Annotated in this window: 12 protein-coding genes; 6 read left to right on the top strand and 6 right to left on the bottom strand. The window is 29.7% G+C overall.

The genetic code is table 11. The annotated features are described in order from the left end of the window. Window positions 1-5 precede the first annotated feature (5 nt). Both ACYPV9_RS01785 and ACYPV9_RS01780 read right to left on the bottom strand, forming a co-directional pair. Window positions 6-2309 (bottom strand): chondroitinase-B domain-containing protein, encoded by a 2304-nt coding sequence (locus ACYPV9_RS01785; RefSeq protein WP_459741396.1) that lies wholly within the window; start codon window positions 2307-2309, stop codon window positions 6-8. 246 nt (window positions 2310-2555) lie between these two features. Beyond that, window positions 2556-4943 carry a polysaccharide lyase 6 family protein gene (locus ACYPV9_RS01780; protein WP_459741395.1) on the bottom strand — a complete coding sequence of 796 codons (2388 nt, stop codon included), beginning with the start codon at window positions 4941-4943 and terminating at the stop codon, window positions 2556-2558. 243 nt (window positions 4944-5186) lie between these two features. On the opposite strand from ACYPV9_RS01780, the gene ACYPV9_RS01775 reads away from it, so the two are divergent. The 4 genes from ACYPV9_RS01775 to ACYPV9_RS01760 all read left to right on the top strand — a co-directional run bounded on the left by ACYPV9_RS01775 (window position 5187) and on the right by ACYPV9_RS01760 (window position 8620). Next, the gene (locus ACYPV9_RS01775; protein ID WP_459741394.1) at window positions 5187-5768 is read left to right on the top strand and encodes a HupE/UreJ family protein; all 582 of its coding nucleotides are present in this window, start codon (window positions 5187-5189) and stop codon (window positions 5766-5768) included. 61 nt (window positions 5769-5829) lie between these two features. After that, on the top strand, window positions 5830-6255 hold the full coding sequence (locus ACYPV9_RS01770; protein ID WP_077810525.1) for a deoxycytidylate deaminase: 426 nt from the start codon (window positions 5830-5832) through the stop codon (window positions 6253-6255). Next, the gene (locus ACYPV9_RS01765) at window positions 6248-7843 is read left to right on the top strand and encodes a S41 family peptidase (protein WP_459741393.1); all 1596 of its coding nucleotides are present in this window, start codon (window positions 6248-6250) and stop codon (window positions 7841-7843) included. Before ACYPV9_RS01770 ends, ACYPV9_RS01765 begins: the two co-directional genes overlap by 8 nt. Window positions 7844-7858: 15 nt before the next feature. Next, complete coding sequence (locus ACYPV9_RS01760; RefSeq protein ID WP_459741392.1) at window positions 7859-8620, top strand: UDP-2,3-diacylglucosamine diphosphatase; 762 nt, start codon at window positions 7859-7861, stop codon at window positions 8618-8620. A 74-nt stretch (window positions 8621-8694) separates the two neighbouring features. Here the strand turns inward: ACYPV9_RS01760 and ACYPV9_RS01755 are convergent, their stop codons facing one another. The 4 genes from ACYPV9_RS01755 to ACYPV9_RS01740 form a co-directional block, all read right to left on the bottom strand. Further along, window positions 8695-11472 carry a TonB-dependent receptor gene (locus ACYPV9_RS01755; protein WP_299062910.1) on the bottom strand — a complete coding sequence of 926 codons (2778 nt, stop codon included), beginning with the start codon at window positions 11470-11472 and terminating at the stop codon, window positions 8695-8697. A 161-nt stretch (window positions 11473-11633) separates the two neighbouring features. Further along, complete coding sequence (locus ACYPV9_RS01750; protein WP_459741391.1) at window positions 11634-14570, bottom strand: TonB-dependent receptor; 2937 nt, start codon at window positions 14568-14570, stop codon at window positions 11634-11636. Window positions 14571-14590: 20 nt separating this feature from the next. Beyond that, window positions 14591-15580: a FecR family protein gene (locus ACYPV9_RS01745; protein ID WP_299062916.1), complete on the bottom strand. Its 990-nt coding sequence runs from the start codon at window positions 15578-15580 to the stop codon at window positions 14591-14593. Between the two features lie 68 nt (window positions 15581-15648). Further along, on the bottom strand, window positions 15649-16215 hold the full coding sequence (locus ACYPV9_RS01740; protein WP_299062919.1) for an RNA polymerase sigma factor: 567 nt from the start codon (window positions 16213-16215) through the stop codon (window positions 15649-15651). Window positions 16216-16363: 148 nt separating this feature from the next. On the opposite strand from ACYPV9_RS01740, the gene ACYPV9_RS01735 reads away from it, so the two are divergent. Further along, window positions 16364-17353 carry an AAA family ATPase gene (locus ACYPV9_RS01735; RefSeq protein ID WP_077810532.1) on the top strand — a complete coding sequence of 330 codons (990 nt, stop codon included), beginning with the start codon at window positions 16364-16366 and terminating at the stop codon, window positions 17351-17353. Between the two features lie 66 nt (window positions 17354-17419). Beyond that, a complete protein-coding gene (locus ACYPV9_RS01730) occupies window positions 17420-18289 on the top strand; it encodes a DUF58 domain-containing protein (RefSeq protein WP_299062921.1) in 870 nt (289 codons plus the stop codon). Window positions 18290-18323 lie beyond the last annotated feature (34 nt).

Genomic DNA, 18323 nt, shown 5'->3' with positions numbered 1-18323 from the left:
ATTTGTTAATACATTAAAGTTTGCTTTAAGTTTTCTTCTGTTTTAATTTGACCAGAATTAAGTAAAGTATTGTTCGATTCTACATTGTTTTTTGCTCCCCAAAGAATTGAAACAAACTTCACTTTATTGTTTTTAAATGTATTGTTATTGATGTTTACATTTACAATTCCTCTGTGATTTAGCAACATTCCGTTTTTTTCTTTTGCTCCAGAATTTGTAAACGTACTATTAGTCACTAGAAGGTTTCCTCCAATTGTAGACTCATCATAACCACCACGATAATAATCGATCACGTTTTGCTTTACGTTTGTGAATGTGCAATTATCAACAGTTAAATACTCGGTATTATAATCTCCTCTATCGTTAGTTTCTTCAGATAATTCTAAACCGTTTTCACAGTCTGAAATTGCTGTGTTTTTAAATATAATTTCTTCAGAAAAAGATTGCTTATACACTTTTAAAGCATAATTGAAATTGCTGATTTCTGAATCTAAAACTTCTAATCCAAAATGGTTAGACATGTTCTTTTTTAAACTCGCGAATGCTTGTTGAGAACCTGTTCCTTTTAATTTAATATTCTTAACAGTTAGTTTTCCGTAAGGATGTAATTCGATAGCTGACGTATTTGCTGGACCTGAATAAACAATCTCAGCATTTTCATTAGATTGGATGGTTATTGTTTTGTTTACGATTAGTGATTCTGAAATATTATAAACACCATCATTTAAACTTAAAATATCGCCACTTTCTGCTGCTTGAAGTTTGCTAACCAATTCTGGAGCATTTGCAACCATATGTGTTGTAGCTTCTTTTGCTTCTACTTCATTTGAAAACCAATCTGCACCATATTTAGATTTATCTAACAAGTCTAAATTTATGTCTCCAGCTTTTGAAATTGCTCCGATTGTATTCGATTTTTCTCTAGAATTTCCTAATAAATCATTTGTAATGGTTTCAAAATCGTAGCCTTTGTATACTTCTAAATCATCGAATCCTGAAGTTGGAACAGACAAATTTGAACCAATATCTGTTAAGGTTAAATCTTTCGTAATTAATCCATGATCGTTTTTAACTTCTACTCCGTTATTATCGATAACGTTACTAGCAAAGGTTACGCCATCGGCTTTATCATGTTCGATAATTGGGTTTGCATCACCTTCAGAATTATAAATAATGTTATTTACGACTTCGGTTCTTAATGGTCTTGCAGATCTAATTTCCGACTTTGGTAAAACATCTGCTTGCTCGATATTGGTACCAACTCCAAACTGCCAAGGCGAGCTAGAATCTACAAACGTATTGTAAGCTACTACAACATCTGTAACTTGATTGTAACGGTTTAATGGCGATTTTGGAATTCCGTTCATAATAGCAATTGGACTTCTAAAATTCTTACCTTTTATTTTGTAAAACAGGTTGTTAATTACCCAATGACCGGTGTTTATAATTCTAATTCCGCCATATTGGTCGTTTACGCCATCGCCAATAAAATAATTTCCGTCAACAGTAACGTAATTTCCGTGTCTTGTAACAACAGAACCTTCACTTTTATAAAACACATTGTTTTTGATAATGTTGAAATTGGTTTTACTTGAAATGATTTCAACCTCACCATTACATTCTTCAAATAAATTATTTGCAATTAACGTGTTACTTGGACTCATTGATGTAAAACTACTTCCTAACTGAATGGTTTCTCCTCTTGCACCACCTTTTCTTGGTCTTGGACCAAAGTGATTATTGATAATTTTATGGAAGTTTCTAATACTTTGGTTTCCTTTTAAATCTACTCTTAACGTTGGCCCCCCGTTTGTTTTACCAGCAAGATAAGAGTTGCTGAATTCGTTGTGTTTACCGTAAAGTTGCACCCAAAGATTATCTTGGTCGCGCTCTAAATTGTTATAATCTAAAATAACACAATTGGTTACTTTAGAGTGATTTGCAACTTCCTTTTCGCTTGTTCTAAACGCAATAACATTTGTTTTTGGTGAATGTCCATTTCTAAAAAACAATCCGCTTACTTCTATGTAATTTCCACTAATTTCTAAACTAGAAGCACCTTCAATAAAAACTTCTCCAGGCGTTTCTGCTTTTAATTTAATTGGATCACTTTCGGTTCCTTCTCCAATAAGTTTGATTTCTACATCTTTGTAAGTTCCGTTAGCCATTACAATTTCATCTCCCGCTTTTAATTCTTTTATAGCATCTAAAAGTTCTGATGAATCGTTAACTAAAATACTATTGACTGATGTTTCATTGCAAGAAATGAATAAAAATAAAGTAGTGATTACTAAAATTAAATTCTTCATAAAATTTTTAAAATGTAGTTAATGTTTCGTTGTCAAATTGACAATTTAGCCTGTAATTTCTGCTAAAATCACAATTGGTTTACCAAATTGGTAAACCAAATATAGGTTTTATATTTCAATTTTTGAAATATTTTATAATATTAAGAAATCAGTAAAAAAATATCATTTGTGAATTTATCATAAATTTAAGTCAATTTTAAAACGAATTTCACTTAAAACAGTTTAAAAAAATGAATGCTTTTCATTTTAAAAATTTTCACTTTTTAAACCAATATGGGCTCTCTTATTATTTTTCTTTAGTAATTCTGATTTCTCACTTGGAATAAACAATACTTGATTTTCCCATTTAGGATTCTTATAAATTAGATTTACCTTCTTAGCATTTTTACTAACTTTTACAAATCCGCTAGTATAAATTAAACAATTAGAAACAAGGTTTTTACTTCCTTTTAAATCTAACGGAACTTTAATTTTATAACTTTTTTCGAATACCGAATTAGATATTTCTACTTTGTGTATTCCGTTTGTCTTTAAAAATTGTCCTTTTTCTTTATTATTCACCTTACTAAACACACAGTTATTAACAACCAAATTTCCTCCAGGAATTTCTGGTGTTGGTATTTTTCTAATATAATTTACCGCTTCTCCTTCAATATTCTTAAAAATAGTATTTTGTAAAATAATGTTATTCGCATTAATTTTACCAATGATATCTTTATCGTAAGATAAATTTAAACCTCTGTAATTATCTTCGAATTTCGAATTCTTAAAACTTAAAGTATCTGCTAATGTACCGTTGTATGCTTTAAAAACACTACCACCATTTTTGTTATTAAAATTTTTAAAAGTTACATTATTTACATATACATTATACAAACCGCCTTCTTGTTTGTTAGGAGATACTATTGCGTATTTAGGTGATTTTACTTCTCCGTTTAAAGTAACATTAGACAACTTTAATGTTGCACCTTCATTTACTCTAAAAATATAATCTAATTGCTTTTCTACATCATCACTTACAGAGATTACAGAAACTCCTTTTTGTGCGCCCGTAATTGTAATATTGTTAGTTATTTTAATTTTTTTCTTTAATAAAAACTCTCCTGCTTCTAATTTTAAAACCGCTCCTTTAGTGGCAATTTTTATAGCTTCTTCTAGAGTTGAAACTCCGGGTTTTACTAATATTTCTTGCTTTTTTACCTTTGGTGCAACTATTTTTGGTTTCCAGCCTGGTCCTGCTCTTAAACTCAAAGCAATCGGCAATCTGTTTGAACCTAAATTAAAAGCGCCTACATTTAATACTGATCTTAATTTTCTAGTAATGTCTTTTACAGGACTTAAATTATTCTTAGTTGCTTTAAGTAAATCTTGATTTTCTTTTGTCGGAATTGGATAATTTTTTAATTCTTTCCAATTGATTTTAGTCTTTATAAATCCTACAATGTCTGCATCAGTTGCATCAATATAATTTGTATTAAAATTAATACCAGAAACAGCATCTAAAAACTGTACATTATTTGCAGCTTTATTGTTAAAAATTAGATTGTTAGAAAAATTAACATTTTCTGGAGCTAAGGTTTTCTCATCGTCTTTACCTGCACCAAAAACTATCGGACCCGAATTTATAATTGTATTATTTTGAATGTCTACATTTTTAACTTGATGGTATCTATTTAAAGGTGAATTTAAAACTCCATTCATTAATACAATAGAACCTCTATAACCTTCTCCTTGCAAACCAATTAGTAAATTATTTTTGATTATATGTCCAGAGTTTATTACTCTAATACCTCCAGTTTTACTAACACTGTTACCTAAAAAAACATTTCGTTCTACCAAAGCATTATTACCATGTCTCAATGTTAAGGTTCCTTTACTACCAACAAACAAATTATCCCTAAAAATATTATCACCAGATTTATTAGAGATGATTTCTATTTCTCCGTTACAGCTTGCAAACACATTTCTTTCTACTAAAGTTTTAGAAGATTTCATAGAGTTTGTGCTAGTCCCAATTCTAATAGTTTCTCCGCCGTTTTCACCAAGTTCTTCTCTAAAACCAAATAAATTATTATCAATTCTGTGGTTATTTTCTATATGCTCATCTCCTTTTAACCAAACAACTAATGTGGTTCCGGCACTAGTTTTTCCTGTAAAATTATTATGATCTACTCTGTTGTTTTTTCCCCAAATATCTACCCAATGATCTTTTACACCTGGCGTAACTTTATAATAAGAAATTGTAGAATTAGTTAAGCGACAATTATTAGCAAATAACTTAGCATTCTTCTTAAACTGAACAACAGACTTGTAAGTAGAATATCCGTCTTTAAACCACAAACCGCTTACAATAATAAAATCTCCGTATATATTTAATGTAGAATTTCCTGTGATAATAACCTTTCCTGCGGTTTCTGCTTTTATTATAATTGGTAATTCTTTGGTTCCGGTGCCAAAAGCATTAATTTCAACATCTTTCCAAACACCATTTTTAAGAATAAGAACATCACCGGCTTTTACAACTTTTATTGCTTCGTTATATTCAGAAATATTAGCAACCAATTTTTCTTGAGCTAGAATATTATAAGTGTTAAAAAAAAGAATTGTTATAAAAATTAGAAGATTATTTTTCATTAAGTAATAGTTTTTTTGATCAATTTTACAGTAAATATATCTAAAGAAACACTTGTTTAAAGCCATTTATATTTGCTTTTTCTGCTTTATTACAAACACTTTAAAGAGATATGCTTCAAACAAATATAACTATAATTTAATTGGTAAACCAATTTGGTTTACCAATTAAATTAGAAAGCAAAATAATTTAGCGTTGTTTTAAGTTTTTAATATCTTTGATTTTCCTCTAAATTCAAGAAAAAAATGGACGATTTTATTTTATACTTTAAAATGGGTTTAAACCACGTGTTAGACTTTAATGCTTACGATCATATTTTATTTTTAATTGTTTTGGCAGTTGTTTTCAACTTTAATCAATTAAAAAAAGTTTTATGGTTGGTTACACTTTTTACAATTGGCCATTCTATAACCTTAGCTTTATCTGCTTATGGTATTTTAAACATAGACATGAAACTAATAGAGTTTTTAATACCTGTTACTATTTTTATTACAGGTGTTATAAACGTTTTTACTGCGAAAAAATCATCTTATGGTAAAGAAAATACCAACTTAGTTTTTGCTTTATTCTTTGGTTTAATTCATGGTTTAGGTTTTTCTAGTTATTTTAAAATGATGATAGGTAAAGAAGAAGATAAATTAATGCCTTTGTTAGAATTTGCTGTTGGTATAGAAGCTGCACAAATTATAATTGTTTTAGGAATCTTAATTATTGGTACTCTTTTACAAAACTTTTTTAAGGTTACAAGAAGAGATTGGATTTTAGTTTGTTCTTCTATCGTAATCGGTTTTTCTATACAAATGATGCTAGACAGAGTTTTTTGGTAATTATAAATTTTGACTAATAATTAACGTCTTTATTCTATTAATCTTTTTACTTTCGTAGACTATGACAGAAAAAAAGCAATTAAAATACGATAAAGCTTACTTAAGAATGGCTTTAGAATGGGGAAAACTTTCTCACTGTAAACGCAAACAAGTAGGTGCTTTAATTGTAAAAGATAGAATGATTATTTCAGACGGATTTAACGGAACCCCAACGGGTTTTGACAACTGTTGTGAAGATGATAACGGAGATACAAAGTGGGAAGTTTTACACGCAGAGGCTAACGCAATTTTAAAAGTTGCAGGTTCTACTCAATCTGCAAAAGGTGCAACACTTTACATTACTTTATCTCCTTGTACACAATGCAGTAAACTAATACATCAAGCAGGTATTAAAAGAGTTGTTTATGCAAATGCATACAAAGATCTATCTGGTTTAAAATTTTTAGAAAAGGCTGGTGTCGAATTAATGAATTTACCTTATGAATAAAAAAAACCTTCCATTATTTCTTGCAGTTGCAGTTGTTTTTGGAATTTTAATAGGATTATCTTTTGGCGGAAACTCTAGCAGTTTACTTTCTTTTTCCAAAAGCTCTTCTCAAGAACAAAAAATAAAAAAACTTATCAATTTTATAGAAAACGATTATGTAGACAAAGTTTCTACAGATAGTTTATTAGACGGTGCAATTACGCAAATGTTGGGTAAATTAGACCCACACTCTGTTTATATTCCTAAAGAAAACCTGCAAGCTGTTAAAGAAAACATGCAAGGTAACTTTGTTGGTATTGGTGTTCAATTTAGAATGATTTCAGACTCAATAACAGTAATTCAGCCTATAAAAGGAGGCCCAAGTATTAAAGCCGGAATAAAAGCCGGAGACAGAATTTTAATGGCAAATAAAGACACTTTGTTTGGGCAAAATATGTTTAACAATTTTGGCGTAAACATGTTTGCTAATAAAGTGCCAGAATATTTAAAAGGAGAGCCAGGAACTAAAGTAGAACTTCAAATTTATAGAAAAAGTACAGATTCTATTTTTACAGTAGATGTTACTCGCGGTAAAGTAAACATTAAAAGTGTAGATTTATCTTACATGATTAACGATTCTATTGGTTATATAAAGTTAGACCGTTTTGCTAGAAACACCTATTTAGAATTTAAATCAGCATTAAATAGTTTAATAGACAATGGTATGACAGATTTAGTTTTAGATCTTCGTGGCAATGGTGGTGGTTTTATAGACATTGCAAATAGTATTGTAGATGAGTTTTTAGAAGACGATAAATTAATTGTTTTCACAAAAGATAATAAAGGCGATATAGACGAATCTTTTGCAACTTCTAAGGGAGATTTCGAAAAAGGTGGCTTATATGTTTTAATTGACGAAAACTCAGCATCAGCATCAGAAATTGTTGCCGGTGCTTTGCAAGACAACGACAAAGGAACCATAATTGGTAGACGTTCTTTTGGTAAAGGTTTAGTGCAAATAGAAATGGATTTAGGTGATGGTTCGGCAGTTAGACTAACAACCGCTCGTTACTATACGCCAACTGGTAGATCTATTCAAAAACCTTATTCTGGTAACGGAAACAGCAACTATTACAAAGACTATCAAGAAAGAATTAATAGAGGAGAATTACTTAATAAAGACAGTATAAAAGTAGTAGATTCTTTAAGTTTTAAAACACCTAAAGGAAAAATAGTGTATGGTGGTGGCGGTATTATTCCTGATGTTTTTGTGGCTGTAGATACTACTTCTTACATGAAGAGATACTATTTTAATACCATTAACGATTTTGCTTTTGATTACGTAGACAATAACAGAAAAGAATTATCTACTTGGAATATTGAATCTTTTATAGAAGATTTTGATACAGACGAAAAAGTATACAAATCTTATTTATCTGAAATTAAAGATAAAATAAAAACTTCTTTTAAAACAAAACAAAGCATTAAGAAATACTTAAAAGCATCTATTGCAAACGTACTTTTTGGTGATGTTGGTTTTTATAGAATTATACATAAAGACGACAAAATGCTTCAAAAAGTTTTAGAGTTGGAAACTAACAACGAATAGCTTTACTTTGTAGCAATGATTTCTATTACTACAGCCAATAATAAAAAAGTATATTTTGCTTCAGATCAACATCTAGGAGCACCAACTCCAGAAGCGAGTTTTCCAAGAGAACAAAAATTTGTAAATTGGTTAAATACTATTAAAAAAGATGCAGAAGCCATTTTTTTATTAGGCGATTTATTTGATTTTTGGTTCGAATACAAAACAGTTGTACCTAAAGGATTTGTTAGAGTTTTAGGCAAACTAGCAGAAATTAAAGACAGTGGAATTCCTATTTATTTTTTTGTAGGAAACCATGATTTATGGATGAACGATTATTTTGAAAAGGAGTTAAATATTCCTGTTTATCATTCTCCGCAAGAGTTTAAAATAAATAACAAAGTTTTTTTAATTGGCCATGGCGATGGTTTAGGCCCAGGAGACAAAGGTTATAAACGCATGAAAAAAGTGTTTACCTTTCCTTTATTTAAATGGATGTTTAGATGGCTTCACCCAGATTTAGGTGTTAAATTAGGACAATATATGTCTGTAAAAAACAAAATGATATCTGGTGATGAAGATGCTAAGTTTTTAGGTGAAGAAAACGAATGGCTGGTGCAATATTGCAAAAAGAAATTAACACAAAAACATTACGATTACTTTGTTTTTGGCCACAGACATTTACCTTTAGAAATCAAACTAAAAGAAAATTCTACCTATATAAACTTAGGAGATTGGATTCAGTATTTTACATTTGGTCAATTCGAAAACGAAACACTTTCTCTTAAAAAAGACTAAAATTTTTAAAATAAACATAAAAAAACGCTACTTCTTCAAGTAGCGTTTTTCAATTAATCAAATATAATTATTCTTTAAAACTGATAGTTTAAAGATAAATTAAACATTGTACCTAACTGGCTAAAGTGGTAACCGTCATACGTCATTTGAGAATAACGTTGGTTAAAAGTTATCAAGTTAGATTGGTTTTTAATTGCTGCCGGATCATTAATTATAGCTGTTCCTGCTGCATTTTCTGCTTTAAAGCTCCATTCTGGTAAAACATTAAATAAATTATTAACGTTTAAAGCTAAAGTTAACTTTTCTGTAGCGTTAAAGTTGATTCCTAAATCTGTAACAACTTTTGGTGTAAACTCTGTTCTTAAATTAGCATCTAAACCTTGCTGCTTAAATGTTGTTTTACCAAAATACGTGTTGTTTAAAGATAATCCCCATTTATTAATATCATAAGTAGAACCTAAAATCCATTTTGTTTGTGGCCTTGAAGTAAAAAATAATGCTTCTTGAGTTGCATTAACAACAGACTGACCTGTAGCAGCTACAGAAGCAGGATTTTTTACCTCTCCATCTCTCTCATTTTTGATTGTATAGTTACCCGATAAATTAAATCCTAATTTACCATCTCCTAATTCAATTTTATTATAACCTATTACAACATCTAAACCAGAAGTTTTTGTATCTAAAGCATTTACAAAAAAGCTTAAATCTGATAATCCATCAAATGCTGGTAAAGCTGGTGGTGTAATTTCTGTACTTAAAACAATTCTGTCTTCTACATTAATGCTATAATAATCTACTGTAAAACTTAAGTTTCTATTTACTTTTCCACCTAAACCTAAAGTAAAGTTTGTAGAAGTTTCTTCTTTTAACTTAGGTATTCCTAACAATCCTGCTTGAGAAGATACATTATTAACCAAACCACCTACTTGTATACCTTGTCCTGGCACAAAACTATATTGTGCTTTTTGTGTGTAAATTTGGTGTAATGTTGGCGCTCTAAATCCTGTAGATAAAGAACCTCTTAACGTATATTTATCGTTAATTGTGTAAGCTCCACTTGCTTTCCATACAAAAGCATTACCAAAATCTGAATAATTTTCACTTCTAATGGTACCATCTAAAGTTAAATTCTCAGTAGGATTCCAATTTAAAGAAGCATAACCACCAAAATTGTAACGTGTAAATTGTCCTGAATTTTCTGGACTATTACCTGCGAAAGAATCTGCTCCTCCGCCATCATAAGAACCTAATTCACCTTCAATAATTTCAAAAGTTTCATACCTAAACTCTGTACCAAAAGCAACACTTAAATTATCAGAAAGAATTTTAGAAATATCAATATTACCTACATTATGAGAAAAAGAAGTTCCTCCTGGATCAAAAGATTTTTTACTATTTTCTCTGTATAATTGAGCACCTTCTGTAACTTCACCATCATCAATTGTTCCGTTATTATTAGAATCTACCCAAGTAGAAGGAGAATATACAAAGTTTCTGTTATGAGAATTATTTACTTTATAAGTTTGCGAGTTTCCACCAGTTGTAAAACTTGCATCAACATTCCAATCGTTAATTACAGATTTAAAACCAACTGTAGCATTGTAGTCATTTAAATCTCCTTCAAAAGTAGGTACATAACCGTCGTAACCTCCTGCTGTATTAGGATTATCTCCTGGAAAGAAATCTGCTAAATAAGGAAAATCTGTTACGGTTCTCCAATACGGAGTTCTATAATTTGCAAAAGAGTTAACTTTCTTATTTACAAATGCAGCATTAAAATATAAATTAGATTGCTCACTTAATTTATAAGAACCATTAACTAAAAATTTTGCAGCAGCAGTTTCTGGTGCTCCGTTAATATTTCCTGCATCTGGTCTTCTAGATAAAAATTCTTGCACATCTGCAATATTTGCTCCAAAATCGGCAGCTTCACCAGCCGCATCAACTGTTCCTGGTCTATTTGATAAACTTGTTTTAGAAAAATCTACTGTATAGTTAATAAATCCTTTGTCATCACCAATTGTAGATCCGTTATTTACACTTACGCCAAACATTTCTCCGTCACCTTCAGAAGTAATTCCTGTTCTTAAAGTTGCAGAACCTGCATTTGGGCTGTCTTTTAAAATAATATTAATTACACCTGCAATAGCATCAGAACCATATTGTGCAGAAGCACCGTCTCTTAAAACCTCTACAGATTTAATTGCATCTGTTGGTATACCAGAAATATCCGAACCTGTTTCTCCTCTACCCGGAGATGTTTGTGTATACAATAACGCACTTAAGTTTTTACGCTTACCATTAATAAGAATTAACGTTCTACTTGGCCCCATGTTTCTAATTTCATAAGGATCTAATAATGATGTTGCATCGTTAACAGGAGTTTGTACCGTATTAAAAGAAGGTATTTTGTACTGTAATGCTTTATCAAAAGTTGTTTGCCCTGTAGAAACTAAATCTTTAGATGAAACGATATCTATTGGTAACGGACTTTTTGTATTACTTCGAGCTGGTGCTCTAGAGCCCGTAATTACAATTTCGTTTAAAGACTCATCTCCTTCTTCTATTGTAATGTTTAGAAAAGATGTATCTGTAACATTAATTTGTTTTGTCTTGTAACCTATAGAAGATACTACCAATGTCGCTGGCAAGCTTTTAACGTTAAGGCTAAACTCTCCAGAATCGCTAGTAGTTGTTCCTATAGAAGTTCCTTTAACTAAAACATTCATAAATGGTAATGCGCTACCAGATTTGTCTGTAATTTTCCCTTTTATAGTTTGCGCCATAAACCCAAGTGGTAGCATAAACATAAAAGCAACTGTAAATAGTTTTAATAAATACTTTTGTCTCATAAATAAATTATTAGTTAGTAAATGTGTTTAAATTGAACTATTCATTTTTCACAAAATGAATTGCTCGATTTATTACATAAGACAAAAAAAATAAAAGTATACTCTTTTTAAATTGACTTTTTTTCAATAAAAACTAAAAATCTTAAATGAATTATTAGTTTTTACAGCTTTATATTCAATTTTGTGTAGTAAAAAGAACCGTTTGTTCCCATTTGCGTAGCATCCCACAAACCACCGCTATCAGTAAAGCTTTCTTGTTTTGTTGGGTAAATATTAAAAAGATTATTAGCTCCAATTTGTAAATTTATCGAAGTATTAAATTGATAACTAAAATGTAAGTCTGTAGTTAATTTTGGTTGATAAATATCGATAGAAGCATCTAACCTTTCTGCTTCTGAGTTATTAAAATTTGCTAAATCTTGACTAATCTGCCAATCAATTAGTTTAACACTACTAAATCTTGTGAAATTTAGGGCCGTTTTCAATTTTTTATATTGATAATTTACGCCCAAACTAAATTTATTATTTGGTGCAGAAGCCAACAAATATTGTTGTTCTCTTTTACCAAAAAAGGTTTCTTCGTCTAGCTCTTTGTTATTAATATCTGTAATTATCATATGGTTGATATTCCCAGAAAAGTCTAGTGAAAGCTTAGTGTTTTCAAAATTTTTATACCAATTTAAAACAACATCTATACCTGTTGTTTTTGTGCTAACTCCGTTTGCAAAAAATTGTACATTTTCGATGCCTAAACCCAAATCTGAAGCATCAAAATTACCACTTAAAATTATTCTGTCTTTAACCGCAACGTAATAAGCATCTATGGTTGCATTAAAAGAATTATTAAATTTTGTAGCAAAACCTAAACTAAAGTTTTTAGCCTTTTCTTCTTTTAATTTTTCGATATTAAACCTTCTAGCAATAGCACTATTATTAGGTACCAAAAAAGATTCTGACGGTTTACTACCTATAAAATTAGTAAAAGTTAAGTTATAATATATTTGTGCTAAAGAAGGTGCTCTAAAACCGGTACTGTAAGAACCTCTTAAATTAAATTTATCTGAAATTTTATACCGAGAAGCAAACTTAAAATTTAATGTACTACCAAAATCACTGTAATACTCGTATCTAACAGCAGAACCAATCATAAATTTTTTAGAAAAATCTATTTCTGTATCTAAATAGAAACTAAAATTAGAGCGACTTTTATCTAATTCATTTTCTGGAGAATACCCAGGAAAACCTTGTGAACCGCCAGGTCTTATTTTTCCATTAAACGTTTTATAATCTTCTAAAGAAGTATCAGAATTTACTAAATTATCATTTACATCGTAAGCAGCATATGAGGCTTCTTCTCCAGAAAAAATTTTATATTTATCTAAACGATGCTCTAAACCAAGAGCCACATTAAATCCGTAAGGTTTTTGGTTAAAGTATTTAGAAAAATCTACACTTGTAGTATTCTGAATTAATTGATGCCCACCTGCATCAAACTCTGTTGGCGAATTTTCTAATAAAGTAGCATTTAGCGTGTTTTTTATAAAATAATGAAAGTTATTTCTTCCGAAGGTATTATTTAAATCGATACTCCAGTCTTTATACGTAGTAAGTAAGCCAACCGAAAAAGAATTGTCAATAATATTTGAGGTGATTAATGGATTAAATCCGGTTGGATAAATTTCTAGAACATTTCGTTCGCTTTGCGGTTTTCTTGTAAACGCAAAAGCTTCCGTGTTTTTATAATTTACACCTCCGTTAAAGTACAGTTTTGTAGATTTATAAATAGGAATTTCTGAATTTATAAAAAAACTCACACCTTTTACTTCTGCTTGCCCATATTTTTCTCTAGCTTCTGTTGCTGGTCTTACTGTGTTTTCTAAAGAAATTGCTTCTGCAGAAAAATTAAAAAATCCATTTTTACTAATTTTTGTTCCGTAATTTAAGCCTAACTTAGTGGTAAAACCATCTGTTCTTTTGGGAAAAAAACTATCAGGATCTGCATTATAAAATCCTAAAGTAGAAGTAACATTTACTGCATTATCATTATCTTTTAAAACAATATTTAAAACACCCGCAATTGCATCTGAACCATATTGAGCAGAAGCACCGTCTCTTAAAAGTTCTATTCTTTTAATTGCGGAAATAGGAATTGCATTTAAATCTGTACCAGAATTACCTCTACCGCGTGTACCATAAAGGTTAATTAAAGATGCTTGGTGCCTTCTTTTACCATTTATTAAAACTAGTGTTTGATCTGGCCCTAAACCTCTAATAGTTGCCGGATCTATATGATCTGCGCCATCTGCACCAGATTGTTTGGTCGCATTAAAAGAAGGAATTGCATATTGTAAAAATTGATTGACTTCTACTTGGCTACTTTTTGTAGCTGTTTTTTCGATATCTATAAAATCTATTGCAACAGGTGTATCGTTTGCAACTCTGTTTTTATTTCTAGAACCCACAACTTGAACTTCATCTAAATCTTGCCCAGAAATTAAAACTATTGTTTGAAACTTGTTCGGTTTTAACTGTATCGTTATCGAATTATGACCAATAAAACTAATCGTAACATTATTATCAGATAAAACATCTAATTCAAAGGTGCCATCTGTATTTGTAGTTGTACCTACTAAAGTTTTTTCTTCTTGCAATGTTGCACCACTTAAAGGAATATTTTCTGAACTTAGTACAATACCTTTAACCGTAATTTTTTTGTTCAAAAATGCACTATCAACAACAATATCTTTTTTAAAAACAGTATTTCCTCTAGCGTGAATTTTTCGTTTATTAGACTCTTTCTTTTTATAAATAACGTAATAACTATTGCCTAAATCGTCAAATAAAAACGGTGTAATTTTTTCTAATAAAGAAATAGACTCTTCTAAAGATAAGTTTACAAAACTTTCTTCTTGTACAAATTTATTTGCTAATAAATTGGCGTTATATGTAAAGAAAATCTTGTGTTCGTTACTAATTTTATCTAATAAAACAGCTAAAGGAACTTTTTCCTTTTTATGATTTTGAGAAAGTGTAGGTAAAGAAATAAATGCAACAAAAACAAGTAATAAGAATTTTAAGAATACTATTTTCGAAAACATCTATAAATTTAAAATTATACTTATTTTTTGCTAATTACTAAAGAGTTATCTTCTTTAACAATTGCTACATTAACAGATTTCTCTATAGCTTGTATACAAATATCTATGTTCGTAATTGGTACAGCACCAGTAATTGATAATTTTTTACTTTCTTCATCTTTAAAAATAATAGAAAAACCGTACGATTCTTTTATTTTCTCCATGGCATCCTCTAAAGATAAGTTATCAAACAATAAAGAACCATTTTTCCATGAAGTTTTTATTCTAGCATTAAAAATATTTTTGTCTTCTAACACTTTGTTTTTTTCTGATGAATAAGAAATATAGTTCCCCGGAATCATCTTTTTGTCTTGGCCATTTTTAAGTTTTAACCAAATATTTCCTTCTTCTAAAAACACATCTGTTTTCTTTCTTTTAGTACTTACGTTAAAAGAGGTTCCGTAAACTTCTACAGACAAATCATCTGTTAAAACCCAAAATTTGGCATTGGTTGCAACTTTTTTATCAACCTGAAAAAAAGCTTCACCTTGTAACCAGACTTTTCTACTTTCATTTTTATAATACGATAAACTAGAATTTGAATTTAGCGTAACATCACTACCATCTTTAAGTTTAATCGTTAAAATTTCTCCGTAATTTGTTTTATGCGTAATTCTAGTATTTCTATTGATAAAATAAATACCTAAAACCACCAATAAAAGGATTGATGCAACTGCACCATATTTATGTAAATGTCTTAATTTTCTTTGTGGTTGTTTTTGTTTAGCTTGAATTTTTGCTTCTAGTTTTTGCCATTCGAAAGCAACTTTTTCTTTACCAACTTGTTTTCTATTAAAAGAAATACCAATTACAAGATCTTTAGCTTCGTTAACTAAATCTTGTTTATCTGGATTATTGGCTATCCAAAAATCCCAGAAACCTACATCTGTTCCGTTATTTTGAAAAACCCAATTTTTAAATGAATTATCATCTAAAAAATCGTTTATGCTATCGTACTTTTTCTTACTCATTATCTATTAAATGTATAGAATCTAATTGTATAAGGTATTTTTTACGTTTTTATACCCTTAATTATTTATTAAAACTTAAATAATTTTATAATCGAAATTTCTTCCTTTAAATTTTTAATTGCTTTGTGTAAAGTATTTACTACGCTTTGGTAATTAATACCCATAATTTCTGAAATCTCCTTCGCTTTTAAGCCGCTATAATATTTTAAATAAATTGCCTCTTTTTGCCTTTTTGGTAATTTATTTAAAGATTGTGTTAAGTTTTTATTTTTAAAGCTTTCTACTTCTTGATTAGTTATCAGCTCTTCTGCCGTAAATTGAATGTCTACAAAGTTTTCATTTGAAAAATCTGTTGGTTTTACTTTTTCATTTTTCTTAATTACTTTTAATAAAAATCGTTTGTAAGCTGTAAAAAGGTAAGGTGCAATTGTGTCTAAATCGCTTAAATTTTCTCTATGCTCGTATACATACATAAAAAAGTCTTGCAAAGTATCTTCTGTTAAAGCCTCATCTTTACAAATTTTTAAACCATAACTATGTAGATTAGGGTAATAAGTTTCAAAAAGAACAGAAAATGCTTTTAAATCACCTTGCTTTAAAGATTTCCATAAATATTTGTCTGTTAATTTTTCCATTTATATTTTTAAGGGCTAATAATTTTTAAAAATAATAAAAATATATCAATCATCTTTAACCTACTTTTAACAAAAACAAATATGTTAAAATTGTAGTTTTGTTACTATAAGATTATTACGAAAAATATAACGCCTAATATAAAATACAATGGATATAGATGTAAGAGCTATTAATGAAAAAATTGAGAGAGAAAGTGCTTTTATAGACATTCTTACTTTAGAAATGAACAAAGTTATAGTAGGTCAAAAGCAAATGATAGAGAGTTTGCTAATTGGTTTACTAGGTAATGGTCATATTTTACTAGAAGGTGTACCTGGTTTAGCAAAAACCCTAGCAATTAACACGCTATCTAAAGCTGTACAAGGTAGTTTTAGTAGAGTACAATTTACACCAGATTTACTGCCTGCAGATGTTGTTGGAACCATGATTTATAACATGAAAGAAAACGACTTTGCAATTAAAAAAGGGCCAATTTTTGCTAATTTTGTTTTAGCAGATGAGATTAACAGAGCACCAGCAAAAGTACAATCTGCTTTATTAGAAGCAATGCAAGAGCGTCAAATTACAATTGGCGATACAACTTTTAAATTAGACGAACCTTTTTTAGTAATGGCAACACAAAACCCTGTAGAACAAGAAGGTACTTACCCATTACCAGAAGCACAGGTAGATAGATTTATGCTAAAAGTTGTAATTGATTATCCTAAATTACAAGACGAGCAAGTAATTATGCGTCAAAATTTAACTGGCGGATTCGCGAAAGTAAATCCAGTAATTTCTGTAGACCAAATTATCAAGGCAAGAGAAGTTGCTAATGAGGTTTATATGGATGAGAAAATAGAAAAATACATTCTAGACATCATTTTTGCGACTCGTTATCCAGAAAAATACAACTTACCACAATTAAAAGATTTAATAAATTTTGGTGCATCACCTCGTGGAAGTATCAACTTAGCAAAAGCAGCTAAATGTTATGCTTTTATTAAACGAAGAGGCTATGTAATACCAGAAGACGTAAGAGCTGTTGTTAAAGATGTTTTACGTCACAGAATTGGTATTACTTACGAGGCAGAAGCAGAAAACGTAACTTCTGTAGATATTATAAATTCTATTATTAACGAAGTAGAAGTGCCATAGAAGCTATTAGCTATTTGCCTTTAGCCTTTCGCTAAAAGCTAACTCACTAAAAGCCAAAAGCAAAAAATGGATACAAAAGAAATACTTAAAAAAGTTCGTAAAATAGAAATTAAGACAAAGCGTTTGTCTAATGATATTTTTGGCGGAGAATACCATTCTTCTTTCAAAGGGCGTGGTATGACTTTTTCTGAAGTCCGCCAATATCAATTTGGTGATGATGTTAGAGCAATCGATTGGAATGTAACTGCAAGATACAACGAACCATATATTAAAGTTTTTGAAGAAGAAAGAGAATTAACCATGATGCTTTTAGTAGACGTGTCTGGCTCTGAACTTTTTGGTACTTCAACACAATTTAAAAAAGACACAGTAACAGAAATTGCAGCTACACTTGCTTTTTCTGCGACTCAAAACAACGACAAAGTTGGTTTAATTTTATTTTCTGATGATATTGAACTTTTTATTCCGCCAAAAAAAGGAAAAAGTCATGTTTTACGAATCATTAGAGAATTAATAGAATTTAAACCTAAAAGTAAAAAAACTAATATTGCAGCCGCATTAAAGTTTTTATCTAGTGTGCTAAAAAAAAGAGCTATAGTTTTTATGTTGTCTGATTTTATGGATGATGATTATGAAAAAACACTAAAAATAGCTGCTAAAAAACACGATTTAACAGGTATTCGAGTTTTTGACAAACATGATGAAGAGATTCCTAATTTAGGAATGGTACCAATGTTAGATGCAGAAACAGGTAACGTTTTAACTATAAACACAGCATCAAAATCTGTAAGAACAAATTATAAAGCAAACGCCTTAAAACTAACAGATTATTACTTAAACATGTTTAAAAGAAGTGGTGCTGGCGCTGTAAATACTAGAGTAGACGAAAATTATGTGAAGAAATTATTAGGATATTTTAAGCATAAAGGAAAGTAAATTAACAAAATATCAGTTCGGGTGAATTTTGAGA

The sequence above is a fragment of the Polaribacter sp. OB-PA-B3 genome (assembly GCF_054589375.1).
Note: the sequence above shows the minus strand (reverse complement) of the source record. Positions and strands in the feature narration are given on the sequence as shown.